The organism is Pseudomonas sp. W4I3, assembly GCF_030816195.1.
In the GTDB taxonomy this organism is placed as follows: Bacteria; Pseudomonadota; Gammaproteobacteria; order Pseudomonadales; family Pseudomonadaceae; genus Aquipseudomonas.
The window spans coordinates 406,387-423,723 of the sequence record NZ_JAUSXS010000001.1 but is presented as its reverse complement, the minus strand read 5'-3'; the positions used below and the strand labels follow the sequence as shown (position 1 = coordinate 423,723).

20 protein-coding genes are annotated in these 17,337 nt (G+C 61.1%); 8 read left to right on the top strand and 12 right to left on the bottom strand.

The features are described 5' to 3' along the window. Window positions 1-15 precede the first annotated feature (15 nt). Window positions 16-1,512, bottom strand: coding sequence for a YifB family Mg chelatase-like AAA ATPase (locus QF045_RS01995; RefSeq protein WP_306490860.1), 1,497 nt, complete (start codon window positions 1,510-1,512; stop codon window positions 16-18). A gap of 244 nt (window positions 1,513-1,756) precedes the next feature. Next, complete coding sequence (locus QF045_RS01990; RefSeq protein WP_306490859.1) at window positions 1,757-2,020, bottom strand: accessory factor UbiK family protein; 264 nt, start codon at window positions 2,018-2,020, stop codon at window positions 1,757-1,759. Window positions 2,021-2,442: 422 nt separating this feature from the next. Between QF045_RS01990 and glnK the strand changes: the two genes are divergently transcribed. From glnK to sutA, 4 genes are all read left to right on the top strand, one after another. After that, entirely contained in the window at window positions 2,443-2,781 is a 339-nt protein-coding gene (gene glnK / locus QF045_RS01985) for a P-II family nitrogen regulator (RefSeq protein WP_002555808.1), read from the top strand. Between the two features lie 35 nt (window positions 2,782-2,816). Then, window positions 2,817-4,157, top strand: coding sequence for an ammonium transporter (locus QF045_RS01980; RefSeq protein ID WP_306490858.1), 1,341 nt, complete (start codon window positions 2,817-2,819; stop codon window positions 4,155-4,157). 210 nt (window positions 4,158-4,367) lie between these two features. Further along, on the top strand, window positions 4,368-4,793 hold the full coding sequence (locus tag QF045_RS01975; RefSeq protein ID WP_306490857.1) for a secondary thiamine-phosphate synthase enzyme YjbQ: 426 nt from the start codon (window positions 4,368-4,370) through the stop codon (window positions 4,791-4,793). Between the two features lie 101 nt (window positions 4,794-4,894). Then, window positions 4,895-5,227 (top strand): transcriptional regulator SutA, encoded by a 333-nt coding sequence (sutA, locus tag QF045_RS01970; protein ID WP_306490856.1) that lies wholly within the window; start codon window positions 4,895-4,897, stop codon window positions 5,225-5,227. Between the two features lie 189 nt (window positions 5,228-5,416). On the opposite strand, the gene QF045_RS01965 is transcribed toward sutA, so the two are convergent. The 6 genes from QF045_RS01965 to QF045_RS01940 are packed head-to-tail and all read right to left on the bottom strand — an operon-like array spanning window position 5,417 to window position 9,999. After that, entirely contained in the window at window positions 5,417-6,112 is a 696-nt protein-coding gene (locus QF045_RS01965) for an HAD family hydrolase (protein ID WP_306490855.1), read from the bottom strand. Beyond that, a complete protein-coding gene (gene xerC, locus QF045_RS01960; protein WP_306490854.1) occupies window positions 6,109-7,008 on the bottom strand; it encodes a tyrosine recombinase XerC in 900 nt (299 codons plus the stop codon). Before xerC ends, QF045_RS01965 begins: the two co-directional genes overlap by 4 nt. 2 nt (window positions 7,009-7,010) lie before the next feature. Further along, on the bottom strand, window positions 7,011-7,727 hold the full coding sequence (locus QF045_RS01955) for a DUF484 family protein (RefSeq protein ID WP_306490853.1): 717 nt from the start codon (window positions 7,725-7,727) through the stop codon (window positions 7,011-7,013). Between the two features lie 13 nt (window positions 7,728-7,740). Further along, window positions 7,741-8,571, bottom strand: coding sequence for a diaminopimelate epimerase (dapF, locus tag QF045_RS01950; protein WP_306490852.1), 831 nt, complete (start codon window positions 8,569-8,571; stop codon window positions 7,741-7,743). A 3-nt stretch (window positions 8,572-8,574) separates the two neighbouring features. After that, the gene (lysA, locus tag QF045_RS01945) at window positions 8,575-9,822 is read right to left on the bottom strand and encodes a diaminopimelate decarboxylase (RefSeq protein WP_306490851.1); all 1,248 of its coding nucleotides are present in this window, start codon (window positions 9,820-9,822) and stop codon (window positions 8,575-8,577) included. A gap of 9 nt (window positions 9,823-9,831) precedes the next feature. Then, window positions 9,832-9,999, bottom strand: a complete 168-nt coding sequence (locus QF045_RS01940) for a lipoprotein (protein ID WP_003195417.1) — start codon at window positions 9,997-9,999, stop codon at window positions 9,832-9,834. Between the two features lie 238 nt (window positions 10,000-10,237). Between QF045_RS01940 and cyaY the strand changes: the two genes are divergently transcribed. From cyaY to rnk, 3 genes are all read left to right on the top strand, one after another. After that, window positions 10,238-10,570 (top strand): iron donor protein CyaY, encoded by a 333-nt coding sequence (gene cyaY / locus QF045_RS01935; protein WP_306490850.1) that lies wholly within the window; start codon window positions 10,238-10,240, stop codon window positions 10,568-10,570. A 2-nt stretch (window positions 10,571-10,572) separates the two neighbouring features. Further along, a complete protein-coding gene (locus QF045_RS01930) occupies window positions 10,573-10,791 on the top strand; it encodes a DUF1289 domain-containing protein (RefSeq protein ID WP_015886498.1) in 219 nt (72 codons plus the stop codon). Window positions 10,792-10,921: 130 nt separating this feature from the next. Beyond that, window positions 10,922-11,335, top strand: coding sequence for a nucleoside diphosphate kinase regulator (gene rnk, locus QF045_RS01925; RefSeq protein ID WP_306490849.1), 414 nt, complete (start codon window positions 10,922-10,924; stop codon window positions 11,333-11,335). Here rnk and QF045_RS01920 read toward each other — a convergent pair. The 3 genes from QF045_RS01920 to QF045_RS01910 all read right to left on the bottom strand — a co-directional run bounded on the left by QF045_RS01920 (window position 11,332) and on the right by QF045_RS01910 (window position 14,976). Continuing rightward, window positions 11,332-14,172 carry a class I adenylate cyclase gene (locus QF045_RS01920; protein ID WP_306490848.1) on the bottom strand — a complete coding sequence of 947 codons (2,841 nt, stop codon included), beginning with the start codon at window positions 14,170-14,172 and terminating at the stop codon, window positions 11,332-11,334. The genes rnk and QF045_RS01920 overlap by 4 nt on opposite strands. Window positions 14,173-14,340: 168 nt before the next feature. Then, window positions 14,341-14,595 (bottom strand): TIGR02647 family protein, encoded by a 255-nt coding sequence (locus tag QF045_RS01915; RefSeq protein ID WP_306490847.1) that lies wholly within the window; start codon window positions 14,593-14,595, stop codon window positions 14,341-14,343. Between the two features lie 96 nt (window positions 14,596-14,691). Next, window positions 14,692-14,976, bottom strand: coding sequence for a hypothetical protein (locus QF045_RS01910; protein ID WP_306490846.1), 285 nt, complete (start codon window positions 14,974-14,976; stop codon window positions 14,692-14,694). 126 nt (window positions 14,977-15,102) lie between these two features. Here QF045_RS01910 and QF045_RS01905 point away from each other — a divergent pair, with 126 nt between their 5' ends. After that, entirely contained in the window at window positions 15,103-15,762 is a 660-nt protein-coding gene (locus QF045_RS01905) for a glutathione S-transferase family protein (protein WP_306490845.1), read from the top strand. 82 nt (window positions 15,763-15,844) lie between these two features. Here the strand turns inward: QF045_RS01905 and argH are convergent, their stop codons facing one another. Continuing rightward, window positions 15,845-17,239, bottom strand: coding sequence for an argininosuccinate lyase (gene argH / locus QF045_RS01900; protein WP_306490844.1), 1,395 nt, complete (start codon window positions 17,237-17,239; stop codon window positions 15,845-15,847). Window positions 17,240-17,337 lie beyond the last annotated feature (98 nt).

Below are 17,337 nucleotides of genomic sequence, written 5' to 3'. Positions count from 1 at the left end.
ACAGGGGCGAACGGGTCAATTGATCGCCGCCGGACGGTACTGCAAGGCTTCTTGCAGATGGTGGCGAGCGATGTCTTCCGTTTGTTCAAGGTCGGCCAAAGTGCGCGCCACCTTGAGCAGCCGATGAGCCGCCCGCAACGACAGCGTCAGTCGCTCGCATGCGCTTTCCAGCCAGCCTTCATCGGCCTTCGCCAGCGTGCAGTACTCGCGCAGCCCCGGTAGATCGAGGAACGCGTTGGCGCAGCCCTGGCGCTGTTGCTGGCGTTCCCGCGCGTCGGCCACCAGGGCCGCGGTTTTCGCGGTGTTGTCGCCGGTCTGTTGGGCCGGGCTCAGTGCCGTGGCTTCGCGCGCCACCGTCAGGTGCAAATCGATCCGGTCCAGCAGTGGCCCCGAGAGCTTGTTGCGATAGCGTTGAATCTGTTCCGGCGTGCAACGACAACGGCCGCTGGGTTCGCCCAGATAACCGCAAGGGCAGGGGTTCATCGCCGCGACCAGTTGGAAGCGCGCCGGGAAACTCACCCGGTCACGGGCGCGGGAAATCACAATATGTCCCGACTCGAGCGGCTCGCGCAGTACCTCCAGCACTTTGCGGTCGAACTCTGGCAATTCGTCTAGGAACAACACGCCGTGATGAGCCAGGGTGATTTCCCCCGGCTGCGGCTTCGATCCTCCGCCGACCAGCGCCGGGCCTGACGCCGAGTGGTGCGGCTGGCGGAACGGCCGGTGCGGCCAATGGCTCAACGGTGCCAGGCTGACCACGGATTGAATCGCCGCGACCTCCAGCGCTTCCTGCTCGCTGAGCGGTGGCAGCAACCCCGGCAGGCGGCTGGCGAGCAAGGTTTTGCCGGTGCCGGGCGGCCCGCTGAATAACAGGTTGTGTGCCCCCGCTGCGGCAATCAGCAAGGCGCGCTTGGCGGCCAACTGGCCCTGTACTTCACTGAGGTCCGGGTAAGGTTTGTTCAAGTACAGCAAGCCGTCTGACGTGTAGGGCTCGATCGGTACATGCCCATTCAAGTGCGCAACTACCTGCAGCAGATGATCCACAGCAATCACCTTCAGCCCTGATGCCAGGCACGCTTCCTCAGCGTTCGCCCTGGGCACTATCAAGGTGCGCCCGGCCTTGCGCGCCGCCAAGGCGGCCGGCAACACACCTTTGACCGCACGCACCTCGCCGGACAGCGCCAACTCGCCCAGGCACTCGACGTCATCGAGCATCAATGCTGGCACCTGCACGCTGGCCGCGAGGATCCCCAGGGCAATCGCCAGATCAAAACGCCCGCCGTCCTTGGGCAGGTCGGCGGGCGCGAGATTGAGCGTGATGCGCCGCGGCGGATATTGCAGGGCCGAGTTGAGAATGGCGCTGCGTACGCGGTCCTTGCTTTCCTTTACTGCGGTTTCCGGCAAGCCCACCAGGGTCAGGGATGGCAAGCCATTGGCCATATGCACTTCAACCGTGACGACGGGGGCTTCAACGCCGATCTGGGCGCGGCTGTGGACGATGGCGAGGGACATGCTCGATCCTTGAATGGGAGGCCGCTTCCTGCGGATTATTCAAGGGTAGACGAGGGTGGGAAAAGCAACGCGGGGAGGTTTTACAGAACGTATCCAGACAACAACTGTGGGGGAAAAACCCTAATGCCAGGCAGTTAAGGCGAACACCGTACCTGTGGCGAGGGAGCAAGCTCCCTCGCCACAGGTGACTTCGCGCTTCTGCCGTTTTTAAGGCTGAGGGGTAACCCCCCATCACTCATCGCGGTTATTCAGCAGAGGCTGGCGTCATCCGCGCTTCCAGTTCCGCGACTTTCGCCTCCAGGCTCTCAAGCCGCGCACGCGTGCGGGCCAACACCACCATCTGGCTGTCGAATTCTTCACGGCTCACCAGGTCGAGCTTGCTGAAGCCGCTTTGCAACAGGGCCTTGAACTGGCTTTCGATCTCATTGCGGGGCAGCGCAGTGTCGCCGCTGAAGAGGCGAGAGGCGTGGCCGCTCAGGGCATCAAGGAAGTCTTTGGGCGCGAGCATGGGAAATATTCCGGAAAACAATTGGCCGGCAGTGTATCACGCAGCCTCTATAGTCTTTCCACGGCCTGGCGCGCACGCTTTTCGCGCATCGGGATGGACGGTCGCGCACTGTTTTGATGCGCTTGGCCACTGCCGGAACGCCCGGCGGGTGGGCATGAGCGGGCAACGGACTGATTTCAGTGATTTTTACGGAGCTGGCAAGGTTTCTGCTTAGACGAACATGACCCATGCACTGATGCAGTCGCTGTGACGAATGCAGTGCGCCGATGGATCAGGGGTACAGGTTTTTCGTCACCAGTGTTCGCTGGCGTCGCCACGGTAAATGCCGAGGCGACGATGCGTTACAAAGCCAGGCACTGCGCTTAGACTTGAGACGGGTTTGTTTTCCTGGGGCAAGTCCACCAATTCGGGAGAGAGTTTTCATGAAGCTAGTCACTGCCATCATCAAGCCGTTCAAGTTGGACGACGTACGCGAGTCACTGTCCGAGATCGGCGTGCAGGGCATTACCGTTACTGAGGTCAAGGGCTTCGGTCGGCAGAAGGGTCATACCGAGCTGTATCGCGGTGCGGAATACGTGGTTGATTTCCTGCCGAAGGTGAAGATTGATGTCGCCATTGACGACAAGGATCTTGACCGGGTTATCGAGGCGATAACCAAGGCCGCCAACACTGGCAAGATCGGTGACGGCAAGATCTTCGTGGTCAATCTGGAACAGGCTATTCGCATCCGTACCGGCGAAACCGATACCGACGCAATCTAAGCCGCCAAACCCCAACGCCCCAGGAGAAAAACACTATGACTCTGCGTAAATTCGCAGGGCTCGGAGCCCTGTTGTCCATCGTAATGCCAAGCCTTGCAATGGCGGCAGATGAAGTGGCGGCTCCAGTCCTCAACTCCGGCGACACTGCCTGGATGCTGACCGCCACCGCACTGGTGCTGTTCATGACTATTCCTGGCCTGGCGCTGTTCTACGGCGGCATGGTCCGTTCCAAGAATATTCTGTCGGTGATGATGCAATGCTTTGCCATCACTGGCCTGATCAGCATCCTCTGGGTCGTCTACGGTTACAGCATTGCGTTCGATACCACCGGTATGGAGCAGGGCGTAGTCAACTTCAACTCCTTCTTCGGCGGCATGGGCAAGGCGTTCCTGGCGGGCGTCACGCCAGCCAGCATCACCGGGCCTGCGGCGCTGTTCCCGGAAGCGGTGTTCATCACCTTCCAGATGACATTCGCCATCATCACCCCGGCGCTGATCGTCGGTGCCTTCGCCGAGCGCATGAAGTTCTCCGCGATGCTGATTTTCATGGGCATCTGGTTCACCCTGGTCTATGCGCCGATTGCGCACATGGTCTGGAGCGGCAACGGCGGCCTGATGTGGGACTGGGGCGTGCTGGACTTCGCCGGTGGCACCGTGGTGCACATCAACGCCGGTGTGGCTGGCCTGGTGGCGTGTCTGGTACTTGGCAAGCGTAAAGGCTTCCCGACCACCCCGATGGCACCGCACAACCTGGGTTACACCTTGATCGGCGCGGCGATGCTGTGGATCGGTTGGTTCGGCTTCAACGCCGGTTCGGCTGCGGCGGCCAACGGTACGGCCGGCATGGCAATGCTGGTTACCCAGATTGCCACTGCTGCTGCCGCGCTGGGCTGGATGTTAGCCGAGTGGATCGCTCACGGTAAGCCGAGCGCCCTGGGTATCGCCTCGGGTGTGGTGGCTGGCCTTGTCGCCATCACTCCGGCTGCTGGCACCGTCGGCCCGATGGGCGCCCTGGTCATCGGCCTGGCGGCGGGCGTGGTGTGCTTCTTCTGCGCCACGACCCTCAAGCGCAAGCTGGGCTACGACGACTCCCTGGACGCCTTCGGCGTGCACGGTATCGGCGGTATCCTCGGCGCGATCCTGACCGGCGTGTTTGCGGCCCCATCGATGGGTGGCTTCAACGCCGCTACCACCGACATTGCCGCCCAGGTATGGATCCAGTGCAAAGGCGTCGGTTTCACCGTGCTCTACACGGCGATCGTCACCTATGTGATCCTCAAGGTGCTGGACATGGTCATGGGCCTGCGTGTCACCGAAGAGGAAGAGGCGGTCGGCCTCGACCTTGCGCAACACAACGAGCGCGGCTACAACTTGTAAGTACGCGAAAAAAAGATGCCCGGCTTGCCGGGCATTTTTTTGTCTGGCGTTTGTCTTTGGCTATAAGTGGTATGGGTTTTCTGTCGACTTTGTGATGGGATCCACACGGCACTTTTGAGGGTGCGAATGTCTTACAGGCATGTAGGCGTATTCGGCACTTTGTTTTTTTCCAGAGCGCGCTAGAATGCGCGCCGATGGGCGGAGAACTGTATGTGGCAACAGACCCTGATTACCCTGCGGGCCAAGCCCCGGGGCTTTCACCTGGTGACCGACGAGTTGCTTGCCGGCTTGCCTGAATTGAAGGCGTGTCGCGTGGGTCTGTTGCATCTGTGGCTGCAGCACACCTCGGCCTCGTTGACGGTCAACGAGAATGCCGATCCGGCGGTTCGCCGTGACTTCGAGCGTTTCTTCAACAGGCTGGTGCCGCAGGGCCATGCAGGGTTCGAACACAACGACGAAGGTCCGGATGATCTGCCGGCGCACTTCAAGGCCAGTCTCCTGGGTTGCCAGCTGAGTTTGCCGGTGAAGGCCGGCCGCTTGGCGATGGGGACCTGGCAAGGTGTTTATCTGGGCGAGCACCGTGATCATGGCGGTGCCCGTAAAGTCCTCGCCACCTTGCACGGTGAAGAGGCATAAGCCACTGGTGATCCAGTGGACGTTGATTTTTTCCGGCGACCTCGACAGAGGGTGAAGCTGGGCTATAACTAATCTGCTTTTCGCAAGTCATGAGGTAGAACATGAGCGACGATGATCTGGAAAACGACGACCTCGAAGTAGGTGAAGAAGACGACACTGAGGAAAGTCTTGAAGCGACGGCGGATGACGTTGCTGAAGACCTTGATGACAGTGCTGGCGATGATGCCGCCCCCAAAGCCAAAGGCAAGGCCAAGGCTGCTGTCTCGGTAGACGAGTTGCCCAGCGTCGAAGCCAAGAACAAGGAGCGCGATGCGCTGGCCCGTGCGATGGAGGAATTCCTCGCCAAAGGCGGCAAAGTGGTCGAGGTCGAGCCTAATGTGGTTGCTGATCCACCAAAGAAGCCTGACAACAAGTACGGCAGCCGTCCTATCTGAGGTCAGCTGACTGCTTGTAAGAAAGAACCCGCCGTCGCTGCGGGTTTTTTCATGTCTGCTATTTATGAGCCTGGGGCGATTCAATGTGGGAGGGGGCTTGCCCCCGATGGCGGTGGGTCAGCCAGTACATCTGGTGACTGGTACACCGCTATCGGGGGCAAGCCCCCTCCCACATTTGGATCTCAGGTGTTACTGCCAATTGCGGAGCAATACGGGGAGCTCCGTCAGGCTGCGAATCTGCGCATCCGGGAGTTCTTCCCCTTCCCACACCTTGCCCGTCGGGTTGAACCACACCGCTCGCAGCCCCGCCTGCTGCGCACCCGCAATGTCATCCCCTGGATGATCGCCAACGTGCACCGCCGCCCCGGCCTCCACACCGCCGCGCTGCAATGCCTCTTGGAACAATCGCGCATCCGGCTTGGCGATACCGATATCTTCGGCGCGCAGGGCAAAGTGGAAGTAATCCGCCAGGCCCACGCGCTGCACGTCGGCATTGCCATTGGTGATAACCCCGAGCAGAAAGTGCTGGCGCAGCGCCTTGAGCATCGGCTCGGCTTCGGGGAATACGCTGAGCTGGTGTCGCGCATGTATGAACGCCTCAAAACACACATCGGCCATCTCTGAAGCTTCAGGCTGTGGGTAGCCGGCCTCTTCGAATGCCTGCAGCAATACGCGGTGGCGCAGGAGGCTGATGCGGTGTTTGAGTTCAGGGTGACGCTGCAGCACTTGCTGGCGCAGGCTGGCGAAATGTTCCAGAGGTAAATCGCCCACCTTGGAGGCGTTGAGCGCCAACCATTCGCGCATTGACGCTTCGGCGCTGATGATGACGGGTACGTTGTCCCAGAGCGTGTCGTCCAGGTCGAAGGTGATCAGCTTGATGCTCATGAGTCGTCGCCCTTGATGCGTTTGGCCCGTGGATGGGCGCTGTCGTACACCGTTGCCAGGTGTTGGAAGTCGAGGTGGGTGTAGATTTGCGTGGTCTTGATATCAGAGTGGCCGAGCAGCTCCTGTACCGCGCGCAGGTCTTGGGACGACTCGAGCATATGGCTGGCGAAGGAGTGCCGGAGCATATGCGGGTGCAGGTTTTGCCCCAGTTCACGTTCGCCCGCGGCCTTTACCCGCAACTGAATGGCTCGTGGCCCCAGGCGCCGACCTTGTTGGCTGATAAATACGGCGTCGTCTTGCGGGTTGGCCAGTGCGCGCAACGGCAACCACAATTGCAAGGCTTCACGGGCTTTGCGGCCGACCGGCAGTACGCGCGTCTTGCTGCCCTTACCCAGCACCTGCACCAGTCCGTCCGCCAGGTCGAGCTGGTCGAGATTCAGGCCGGTCAGTTCTGACAGGCGCAGGCCCGAGGAATAGAACAGTTCGAGGATCGCCTGGTCGCGGTGCGCCAGGAAGTCATCCTCGACCGCACCGTCCAGCAGTTGCAGGGCGCGGTCGGTGTCCAGGGTCTTGGGCAGGCGTCGCTCGCCTTTGGGCGGTGACAGGCCGTTGGCCGGGTCGTGGTCGCACAGGCCTTCGCGGTTCAGGTAGTGATAGAGGCCGCGCACCGCCGACAGCAGGCGCGACAGGCTGCGCGAAGACTGGCCTTGCTGGTGCAGCCGAGCGACCAGGCTGCGCAGGCTTTGGATATCCAGGGCTTTCCAGCCGGCAACCTGCTGTTTTTCGCAGTAGGCCAGCACCTTGTTCAGGTCCCGCCGATAGGCCTCCAGGGTATGAGGCGACACCTGGCGCTCGTTGCGCAGGTGAGCGCAGTAAGCGTCCAGTTGCCGTTCCATGGCTAGCGCACCGCGCGCAGGGCAGTGGTGTAACGCGGCAAGACGCGGCCCAGCACTTCGGCGATGTAGGTCAGGAACAACGTGCCCACCGAGCTCTTGTAGTGCGCAGGATCGCGGCTGGCAATGGCCAGCACGCCGTGCAGGCCTTGGTGGCTGATGGCTACTACGGCAGTCGAGCCGATCTGTTTGCGCTGTTCGGCACCAAACAGGAAGTCCAGTTCGTGCTCGCGCAGGGTGCCGCTGATGGTCTTGCCTTCCGACAGCAGGCCGCCGATGGCCGTTTGCGCTTCGCTGCCACTGACCCAGCGACCCACCGGCATCGGGTTGTCGCTGAACAGGATCAGGCTGACAAATGGCACCTGGAAGTCCTGGCGCAGGCTGTCTTCCACGGCCATCACTGTTTCTTCCAGGCTGGCGGCGTCCATCAGGGTCAGGATCAGGCGACGGGTCTTGTCGAACAGGCGATCGTTGTCGCGCGCCACATCCATCAGGTGCGAAAGCCGGTGGCGCATTTCGATATTGCGCTCACGCAGGATTTTCATCTGCCGCTCCACCAACGACACGGTATCGCCACGCTGGTGAGGGATGCGCAATGCCGGAAGCAATTCATCGTGCTCGACGAAGAAGTCCGGATGAGCCTCAAGGTACGCCGCGACTGCAGCGGCCTCCAGGCTTTCACTTGGGGTGACGTGTGCGGGTACTTGAGGCTTATCGGTCATTGGCTTGGCTCACTCATAGACGGACCTGTCCTTCGTATACACGCGAGGCCGGCCCGGTCATTATCACCGGGTGGCCTGGGCCTGCCCATTCGATGGACAAGCGCCCACCGGGCAGGTCGATCAGCAGTGGCGAATCCATCCACCCCTGGCTGATCGCGGCCACGGCAGCGGCGCAAGCACCGGTGCCGCAGGCCTGGGTTTCGCCGGCGCCGCGCTCCCACACGCGCAATTGCGCGCGGGAGCGGTCGATCACCTGCAGGAAGCCCACGTTGACCCGCGCTGGAAAGCGCGGGTGATGTTCGATCTTCGGCCCCAGTTCATGCACCGGCGCGTTGTTGATGTCATTGACCCGCAGCACCGCATGGGGGTTGCCCATCGACACCGCGGCGATGTCCACGGTGTTGCCGTCCACATCCAGTGCGTAACTGAGGGCCTGCTCCGGCGCCTGGAACGGAATGTCCGCCGGCACCAGGCGTGGCGCGCCCATGTTGACGCTGATCTGGCCGTCACTGCGCACATCCAGTTCGATCACGCCGCCCTTGGTCTCGACGCGAATCTGGCGCTTGGCGGTCAAGCGCTTGTCCAGCACAAAGCGCGCAAAGCAGCGTGCGCCGTTGCCGCACTGCTCCACTTCAGAGCCATCGGAATTGAAGATCCGATAACGGAAGTCCACGTCCGGGTTGGTCGGCGCTTCCACCAGCAACAGTTGGTCGAAGCCGACACCGGTATGCCGGTCGCCCCATTGCTTGGCGTGCTTGGGCAGGATGTGCGCGTGCTGGCTGACCAGGTCGAGGACCATGAAGTCATTGCCCAGCCCGTGCATTTTGGTAAAACGCAGCAGCATGGCTTACTCCGGCAGCAGGCTTTCGCCAGCATACAACTCGGCTACCGTCTCGCGGCGACGCACTTCAAACGCTTGATCACCGTCCACCAGCACCTCGGCCGCACGGCCGCGAGTGTTGTAGTTGGAACTCATGACAAACCCATAGGCACCGGCCGAATGCACGGCCAGCAGGTCGCCTTCCTCCAGGGCCAATTGACGATCCTTGGCCAGGAAGTCGCCGGTCTCACAGATCGGGCCGACGATGTCATACGCGCGTGCTTCGCTGTTGCGAGGTGCCACGGCGGTGACGTTCATCCAGGCCTGGTACAGCGCCGGGCGGATCAGGTCGTTCATTGCCGCGTCGACAATGGCAAAGTCCTTGTGCTCGGTGTGCTTGAGGTACTCGACCTGGGTCAGCAGCAAACCGGCATTGGCCACGATGTAGCGGCCCGGCTCGAACATCAGCGTCAGGTCGCGACCTTCGATACGCTCGCGCACGGCCTTGATGTAGTCGGCGATCAACGGCGGTTCTTCATCGCGATAACGCACGCCCACGCCACCACCGAGGTCGATGTGGTGCAGGTAGATGCCGCAGTCGCCGAGGCGGTCGATCAGCGCCAGCAGGCGGTCGAGCGCATCCAGGAACGGCGGCAGGGTGGTCAGTTGCGAGCCGATATGGCAATCGACGCCCAACACGTCCAGGTTCGGCAATTGGGCGGCGCGGATGTAAACGTCTTCGGCGTCGGCAATGGCGATGCCGAACTTGTTCTCTTTGAGACCGGTGGAAATGTACGGGTGAGTACCGGCATCGACGTCCGGGTTGACGCGCAGGGAGATCGGCGCGCGAACGCCCATCTCGGCGGCCACGACCTGCAGGCGCTCCAGCTCGTCGGTGGACTCGATGTTGAAGCAGTGCACGCCCACTTCCAGGGCGCGGCGCATGTCTTCGCGGCTCTTGCCGACGCCGGAGAACACGATCTTGTCGGCCTGGCCACCGGCGGCCAATACACGTTCGAGTTCGCCACGGGACACAATGTCGAAACCGGCGCCAAGGCGCGCCAGGACATTGAGCACACCCAGGTTGGAGTTGGCTTTCACCGCGTAGCACACCAAGTGTGGCACGCCTTCCAGCGGGTCGGTGAACGAGCGGTATTGCGCTTCGATGTGTGCACGCGAATACACATAGGTCGGGGTGCCAAAGCGCTCGGCAATCGCGGACAGCGCCACGCCTTCCGCGAACAGCTCGCCGTCCCGGTAGTTAAAAGCGTCCATGAGGGTCCCTTAGTAAGTGTCGTGCTTGTGCGCTTTGGATGGCTTTTGCGACGACTGCGCCTGTTCATTCGGGTCTTTGCTGTCGTCGGGCAGGTACAGCGGGCCTTTTTGACCACAGGCACTAACGAGGCAAGCGACCGCGACGAGCGCAGCAAGGGAAGAGATCAGGCGCTTCATGGCGAAATCCTTGAATATGCATTAATTGCGCCCGAGTATACCGACCACCCGCCAGCTTGCCTATGCGCTGGAATACCCGTCCGGCGGGGGTTTGCCGAGACGGTCGGGAAGCGGGCTACGCTAGCTGAGGATATTTCGTACCGCCATCTGTGATGAAATCGGTATCCTTTGCAATCGGCAGGGCGCGTCCGTATCGTGCGGCGCTTGAGCAGAACCAGACACTTTTGAGGTTGCCACAATGAGTTTGACCGAAGCCCGTTTTCACGACTTGGTGGATGCCGCCCAGGAGAAGTTGGAAGATATTTTCGACGACAGCGACCTGGACGTGGACCTGGAAAACTCGGCCGGCGTGCTGACGGTCAAGTTCGAGAGCGGCCAGCAGTTGATCTTCAGCCGCCAGGAGCCGCTGCGTCAGCTCTGGTTGGCAGCGCGCTCCGGTGGTGTTCACTTCGACTACGACGAAGAAAGCGGCAAATGGCAGTGCGACAAGAGTGAAGAGCTGTTGGGAGAAATGCTCGCGCGCCTGGTCCACGAATATACCGGCGCCGACCTGGATTTTGACGAGATCTGACCGTGACCCAGCCTGCACCCGTACGCCCGCCCAAGCCGCTGTTCAGCAATGTCAGCCCGGCAGTGCCGTCACCTTGTATCAGTTTGTGTCGCCTGGACGAGCAAAAAGTCTGCCTCGGCTGCTTCCGTCACGTCGAAGACATCCGTGAATGGCGCTCTGCCGACGATGCGCGGCGTCGAGTGATCTGCGCCGAGGCCGAGCAGCGCCGGGCCCACGCCTGAGCTGTCTTGTTTATTTGTGACGCTGTGTTAGTGTCCGGATACACCTCAACTCATCGAGGTCCGTGAGAACCCCGCCTTTTTCTGGCGGGGTTTTGCTTTTTTGTGCAGAAAAAAGGAGTCTGCCTGAATCATGACCACCGCACCGTCCATCATTCTTACCCGTCTTGACGTGCAGCGTCTGGAGCAACTGATCGACCGCTTGGGCGACGAGTTTCCCGGTGTCGAAGCGTTGCAGGCCGAACTCGACCGCGCCGAAGACGTGGTCGGTCACGATGAAGTGCCTGCGGGTGTCGTGACCATGAACTCCAGCGTGCATTGCCGTGAGCAAGGCAGTGGCAAGGACTATCACCTGACCCTGGTTTACCCGAAGGACGCGAATGCCGACGAGGGCAAAATCTCGATTTTGGCGCCGGTCGGCAGCGCTTTGCTGGGCCTGCAAGTGGGCCAGCACATCGACTGGCCTGCACCGGGCGGCAAGACCCTCAAGCTCGAGCTGCTGAGTGTTGAAGGCCAGCCCAAAGACGGCGGTCCCTTCTCTCTTTAAATCTGGCTCAGCGCTTGATTGAGCGCGAGCTCCAGCTCGGCCTTGTAGCGCAGGTACAGATTGCTCGGGCTTTGCACGTCGCCCAGCAGGCCCGACAAATCCAGATCGGTAATGTAGCAGCGGTAACGCTCGGGCTCCCGACGTTGCCCGACGATCTCCCGGGCGACCACCGTAAACAGCTGGTCGCCAAACTCCAGTTCGGAAAACTCCCGCTGATTGCAGTACAGCGTGATGCTCACCTTGCCAGGCGCCGCCTTGCCGATAATCGCCTGCACGTCATAAAACGGCTTGTTGGCTGGGTTCTGCGGCGCCGGCCTTGGCTCCACAACGCGCGCGCGAGCACTGCCCGATGGCAAGAGCTGGTAGTACAGGGTTTGTACTTCGCCCAACGGCTGCTGTGTGTCCAGCGGTGCTAGCGCTTCGCGGCGATAGATGATCGAAAGCAGGAAGCGCTGCAGCGGTGCGAACAGGCTTTGTTCATCATGGAACGGCAGGCGTTGCTGCCAGAGCGCATTGAATTCGTCGAGCACATACAGCTCGGCGAAGCCTTCATTGGCTCGGTAGAACACCTGTATGCAATCGGCCAGCCCCATGGGCAGCACAAGTGCCAGGTCATGGTCTTCCAGCGCCATGGCGTCCAGATGCAGCGGGCTGTAGCTGGCCAGCTCTTCGCTGAGGTAGGCGATCAATGCGTCCTGGGTCGGCAGCGCCACATGGGTGGCTTGGCCGGGGGTCAGCTCCACGACGTGATAGTGCTGCTGCACCTGGAGCAGGTAGCGGTGATTGCTTTGGCCGAGCAGCAGGTTCTGTGCGGTGTCGAATACCTCTTCCACGCGCTGGGCAATGAACTGCGCCCGGTTGTGACAGAAGCAGCGCACCCGCAACCGTGGCAAATGATCCGAGGGTAGTTGGTTGAGGTAATCGCGCAGGCAATCGAGCAGCGCGTGGGGGCCGTCGTAGCGGCTGACCATCACCTCGTTCCAGCTATTGAGCGTGACTTGGTCCAGGGTCAGTACCAGGTTTTCACGTACGCCGGCATAACTCAGGGAGTCGGTGCGTTCGGTGGTCATCAGAATATTCAGGTCGCGGTGGTGCTTGAGTGGATCAACCCCGACGTTGATCAGCAACAGCACTTCTTCCGGCACCGCCGAACGCAACAAGCGAACTTCATCGACGCTGGCCAAGGGCAGGGCGATGGTCTGTTGCAGGCTGCCCAACAGGTTGAACAGCTCGAATTCGGTCATGTCGCTGGCGCCTGGGTGCAGCGCCAGGCGCGTACTGCTGTCGATCACACCGTTGCGATGGCACCAGGTGAGCATTTCCAGCAGGTCGCGGCTGCGTTTGATGGGCGCGAAGTGCTCCCACTCCAAAGCCGTGAGATTGCCGTTATACAGGCCCCAATGATGCTGGCCCGGTTCCTTGCGGTTGGGTGAATGCACCAGGGTCAGGGTGTCTTCGGCCAGGTCCGGAGCGATACCGGGGTTGATGAACTCGACCTTGCCGGCCTTGCGTTCAAAGGCGGCGTACAAGCGACGGCCCAGCACATTGAGGTCACGCTTGTTGATCAGGCTGACGGTTTGTTCCGCGCGGGCGAACTGGGTGAGGAAGCGATAGCTGTAGTTCAGCTCGTTGACCAGGGCACGGCGCTCGGAGGCGACCTGGCGCACCTTCCATTGGCTGCGGCTGTCCAGCAGGGCCAGTTGGCGCTGGTCCCATCCCCACTCTTGGGCCAGGCGTTCGAGCAGCAGGCGTTGCCAACTGGCGGTGCGTTGGCCGGCGCTGAGCTTGCGGTTGACCTTCAGGTACAGGCTGCGTCGCACCAGTTCCAGGCGCTCGGGCTCATTGCGGGCCTTGAGGTATTCCTCGATGCGGCGGTAGACCACGATGTAAGGGTCCAGCTCATCCAGGTCCATCTGATTGGCGAACACTGCGCGCTTGAACCGCAGGCTCAGGCAATGCACGTTGGGGTGCTCGCTGGCGTAGACCTCGGTCAGCAGCAGCTTAAGCACCGATTTATAAGGCGACTCGATGCCCTTGAACAGTTGCCACAGGCCGGCGCCGATGAATTCCCCCGGGGGAATGCGTGCCAGATGGCCGAGATCGAGGGTCTCGTCGGCGCGAATGAAGCGTTTGGAAATCAGCGTGTGGGTGAACTCGGCATAGCGGCGTTCTTCATACACCGGCACCAGCCACCAGATCGGCGTGCGTCCGGCCAGCCAGATAGCGGTGCGGTAGAACTCGTCCAGCAGCAAATAGTGCTGAGTGGTGCCGCAATCGTCGGAGCTCAGTTGCGTGTCCCGCTCACCGAGTACAAAGCGCGTCGGTTCGATCAGGAAAAAATGTGCCTCGGCTCCCATGGTCTGGGCCCAGGCCTCCAACAGTTGGCACTTTTTGCGCAGCTCGGCCAGCTCGTTTTCATTCAGGTCGGGAGCGTGGCACACCCACACGTCCATATCGCTCTGATCCGCCTGCGCTAGCGTACCCAGGCTGCCCATCAGGAACAGGCCGTGGATCGGGCGGGGCGGGTTGCCATGGCGCGGCTTGTAGGAGAACGAGCGCGTCAGGCGCTGGGCTTCAGCCAGGGCCTGTGCGTCGGGTTCGAAATTCGACAGCCCGGCCGGTGTGGTGCTGGAGACATAACCTGGCAGCAGTGGGTGATTCACGTGGAAAAACAGCGGCAACAAGGTCAGCACGCTTTGTTGGCGCGGGGTCAGCCCTTCCACGGCACGGGCCATGCGGCCTTCATTGAGGGCCAGGAAACGCGCGCGCAACTGGGTCAGCACCTTACGGTCGATGCCTTCGTCCAGGTCGGGGCGGATTTCATGGGTGCGGGTCATGTCGAATTCGGTGGCTCGCAGGGCCCGACGTGGGCGGCCGTGTAAGAGTTTACAGGCAGTAGCGTAGGAGGTTTAGCGGGAAATGGTGTTGGCGTTGGATTTTTGTGAATGGTGCAACAACGCCCTCGGAGTCCGCAGAGGGGCGGACTCCATGGGCGGGATCAGGTATCAGGCGGCTTCTTTGGTCGACGCGGTGGTCAAGATAGTCAGCAGGGTCTGGGCTTGCTCAGCGGCGTCCCGGCCAAGGCTGGTCAGGTAGCCTCCGTCCGGCTGGTCGATAAGGCCTTTGGCATGGAGGCGCTTGGCAGCGGCGATGGCAGTGGGAGCAGCGGTCTGATGGACTTTCAGACCTTCCTGGGTGCTGTCCAGGGGAAAGAGTACAAGGATTTCCAGTTCGGCAACCAACTCAGGGGTATACGACATAAGGACTCCAGACTTTCTAAATTTATTAGAGGCTAGCAGGCCATAAGGTGAACGTACTTTGCCGAACTGTCCAGCGTGTTGCTGCGCGCCCGAGGGTTATTCTTTTTCCGGCGGCAACTCAGGCAGTGCTCGCAGCGCGGTTTCATACCATTGGGTATCAAAGGCGCGGTCTTCATCCAGCATTGCATCAATCTCGAAGGCCAGCACATGAGCCATGAGATTCAGGATCTCGTCGCGCTCATAACCGACCAGCGTCAGTTTGTTGAAAGTCGCCTTGGCCGCTGGCGGGTTGTCGCTTTCGATCTGGTTTTCAATCGCTTCGATCAGTGTGTTTTCGGTGAATTCTTCTTCGTCGTTGTCGATATCGGTCGGCTCGCTCATGGCAGGCTCCTCAAGGAAAGGGCGCCAGTCTAACTCCATTCAGGCAGGTGATGCTGCTGGTCAGGCCACGCCTCAGCGTCTATAACGCTTGCAGCCAACCCCACACCCGGCCCGGAGGCACTCGCAATGCTCAAGCTCTACGGTTTTGCTGTCAGCAACTACTACAACATGGTCAAGCTGGCGCTGATGGAGAAAGGATTGCCTTTCGAAGAAGTGCCTTTTTATGCGGGTCAAACGCCTGAAGCCTTGGCGGTGAGTCCGCGAGGCAAAGTGCCGGTGCTTGGCGTTAAGCAAGGCTTTATCAACGAAACCAGCGTGATCCTCGAATACATCGAGCAGACTCAGGAAGGGCCGGCACTGCTTCCGGCCGACCCGTTTCAACGCGCGCAGGTGCTGGCGTTGTGCCGCGAGATTGAGCTGTACATCGAACTGCCCGCGCGAGCGTGCTTTGCCGAAGCCTTTTTTGGCATGACGGTGCCGAAGGCGATCAAGGAGAAATCCAGGGCTGAATTGTTGCTTGGTGTCGGTGCGCTAGGTCGGCACGGGCAGTTTGCGCCTTACGTGGCGGGAGAGAGCTTCACGATTGCCGATCTGTATTTCATGTACAGCTTGAACCTGGCCGTGGGTGTGGGCGAGAAGCTGTTTGGGCTGGACCTGTTGGCTGAGTTGCCGAAGGCGAAGGCGTTGCTGGAGCGTTTGAATGCGATGCCCAATGCACAAAAGGTAGAGGCGGACAGACAGGCGGCCATGCCGGGTTTTATGGCGATGATTGCGGCCAAAAAGTAATCCAATGTGGGAGGGGGCTTGCCCCCGATAGCGGTGAGCCTGACACTCTGCCAGCAGGGGCAAGCCCCCTCCCACATTTTATTCAGCGGCTGGTCAGCAGGGCCTGACCACGTACGACCGCTGCCTTGACCTGCGCCGGCGCAGTACCGCCGACATGGTTGCGGGCATTCACCGAGCCTTCCAGGGTCAGCACGGCGAATACGTCCTGCTCGATCTGGTCGCTGAACTGGCGCAGTTCTTCCAGGCTCATTTCAGCCAGGTCCTTGCCGTTATCCACACCGTATTTCACGGCATGACCAACGATTTCATGGCAGTCACGAAATGGCAGGCCGCGACGCACCAGGTAGTCGGCCAGGTCGGTCGCGGTGGAGAAACCCCGCAAGGCTGCTTCACGCATGATCGCGTGCTTGGGCTTGATCGCCGGGATCATGTCGGCGAACGCACGCAGTGAGTCGCGCAGGGTGTCGGCGGCGTCGAACAGCGGCTCCTTGTCTTCCTGGTTGTCCTTGTTGTAGGCCAGCGGCTGGCCTTTCATCAGGGTCAGCAGGCCCATCAGTGCGCCGAATACGCGGCCGCTCTTGCCACGCACCAGCTCGGGCACGTCGGGGTTTTTCTTTTGCGGCATGATCGAGCTGCCGGTGCAGAACCGGTCCGGCAGGTCGATGAACTGGAATTGCGCGCTGGTCCAGAGCACCAGCTCTTCGGAGAAGCGCGACAGGTGCATCATCGCAATGCTCGCGGCGGCGCAGAATTCGATGGCGAAATCACGGTCCGACACGCCGTCCAGAGAGTTGCCGCCGACAGCGTCGAAACCCAGCAGCTGCGCGGTGTACTCACGGTCGATCGGATACGTGGTGCCCGCCAGCGCGGCGCTGCCCAACGGCATGCGGTTGGCGCGCTTGCGGCAATCCACCAGGCGCTCGTAATCGCGGCTGAGCATTTCGAACCAGGCCAGCAGGTGGTGGCCGAAGGTCACGGGCTGAGCGGTCTGCAGGTGGGTGAAGCCGGGCATGATGGTGTCCGATTCACGCTCAGCCTGCTCCAGCAAACCCTTCTGCAAGCGGGTGATTTCAGCCAGGATCAGATCGATTTCATCGCGTAGCCACAGGCGGATATCGGTGGCCACCTGGTCGTTACGGCTGCGACCGGTGTGCAGCTTCTTGCCAGTTACACCGATGCGATCAGTGAGGCGAGCCTCGATGTTCATGTGCACGTCTTCCAGGTCGACGCGCCAGTCGAACGTACCGGCTTCGATCTCGCCACGGATGGTGGTCAGGCCATCGATGATGCTGTCGCGCTCGGCGTCGGTCAGTACGCCGACCTTGGCCAGCATCGTGGCATGGGCGATGGAGCCCATGATGTCGTGGCGGTACAGGCGCTGGTCGAAGGAAACGGAGGCGGTGAAGCGCGCGACGAAGGCGTCGACGGGTTCACTGAAGCGGCCGCCCCAGGACTGGTTGGTCTTGTCGGTGCTCATGGATTCGCTCGTGATCTGCTTAAAAGAGGCGTGAAGGTGTGCCGGCGATAATAACAGGGTTGTCCGCGGACGCGATGCTGTGGGTGGGCGGCAATTTT

Excerpts from the sequence above, each read along its gene's own strand:
- QF045_RS01940 (WP_003195417.1), bottom strand. The coding sequence starts at position 9,999 with ATGAAGCGCCTGATCTCTTCCCTTGCTGCGCTCGTCGCGGTCGCTTGC.
- QF045_RS01990 (WP_306490859.1), bottom strand. The coding sequence starts at position 2,020 with ATGCTCGCGCCCAAAGACTTCCTTGATGCCCTGAGCGGCCACGCCTCT.
- QF045_RS01965 (WP_306490855.1), bottom strand. The coding sequence starts at position 6,112 with ATGAGCATCAAGCTGATCACCTTCGACCTGGACGACACGCTCTGGGAC.
- QF045_RS01975 (WP_306490857.1), top strand. The coding sequence starts at position 4,368 with ATGTGGCAACAGACCCTGATTACCCTGCGGGCCAAGCCCCGGGGCTTT.
- dapF (WP_306490852.1), bottom strand. The coding sequence starts at position 8,571 with ATGCTGCTGCGTTTTACCAAAATGCACGGGCTGGGCAATGACTTCATG.
- sutA (WP_306490856.1), top strand. The coding sequence starts at position 4,895 with ATGAGCGACGATGATCTGGAAAACGACGACCTCGAAGTAGGTGAAGAA.
- QF045_RS01920 (WP_306490848.1), bottom strand. The coding sequence starts at position 14,172 with ATGACCCGCACCCATGAAATCCGCCCCGACCTGGACGAAGGCATCGAC.
- QF045_RS01915 (WP_306490847.1), bottom strand. The coding sequence starts at position 14,595 with ATGTCGTATACCCCTGAGTTGGTTGCCGAACTGGAAATCCTTGTACTC.
- QF045_RS01995 (WP_306490860.1), bottom strand. The coding sequence starts at position 1,512 with ATGTCCCTCGCCATCGTCCACAGCCGCGCCCAGATCGGCGTTGAAGCC.
- QF045_RS01910 (WP_306490846.1), bottom strand. The coding sequence starts at position 14,976 with ATGAGCGAGCCGACCGATATCGACAACGACGAAGAAGAATTCACCGAA.
- glnK (WP_002555808.1), top strand. The coding sequence starts at position 2,443 with ATGAAGCTAGTCACTGCCATCATCAAGCCGTTCAAGTTGGACGACGTA.
- lysA (WP_306490851.1), bottom strand. The coding sequence starts at position 9,822 with ATGGACGCTTTTAACTACCGGGACGGCGAGCTGTTCGCGGAAGGCGTG.
- cyaY (WP_306490850.1), top strand. The coding sequence starts at position 10,238 with ATGAGTTTGACCGAAGCCCGTTTTCACGACTTGGTGGATGCCGCCCAG.
- QF045_RS01980 (WP_306490858.1), top strand. The coding sequence starts at position 2,817 with ATGACTCTGCGTAAATTCGCAGGGCTCGGAGCCCTGTTGTCCATCGTA.
- QF045_RS01955 (WP_306490853.1), bottom strand. The coding sequence starts at position 7,727 with ATGACCGATAAGCCTCAAGTACCCGCACACGTCACCCCAAGTGAAAGC.
- rnk (WP_306490849.1), top strand. The coding sequence starts at position 10,922 with ATGACCACCGCACCGTCCATCATTCTTACCCGTCTTGACGTGCAGCGT.
- xerC (WP_306490854.1), bottom strand. The coding sequence starts at position 7,008 with ATGGAACGGCAACTGGACGCTTACTGCGCTCACCTGCGCAACGAGCGC.
- QF045_RS01905 (WP_306490845.1), top strand. The coding sequence starts at position 15,103 with ATGCTCAAGCTCTACGGTTTTGCTGTCAGCAACTACTACAACATGGTC.
- argH (WP_306490844.1), bottom strand. The coding sequence starts at position 17,239 with ATGAGCACCGACAAGACCAACCAGTCCTGGGGCGGCCGCTTCAGTGAA.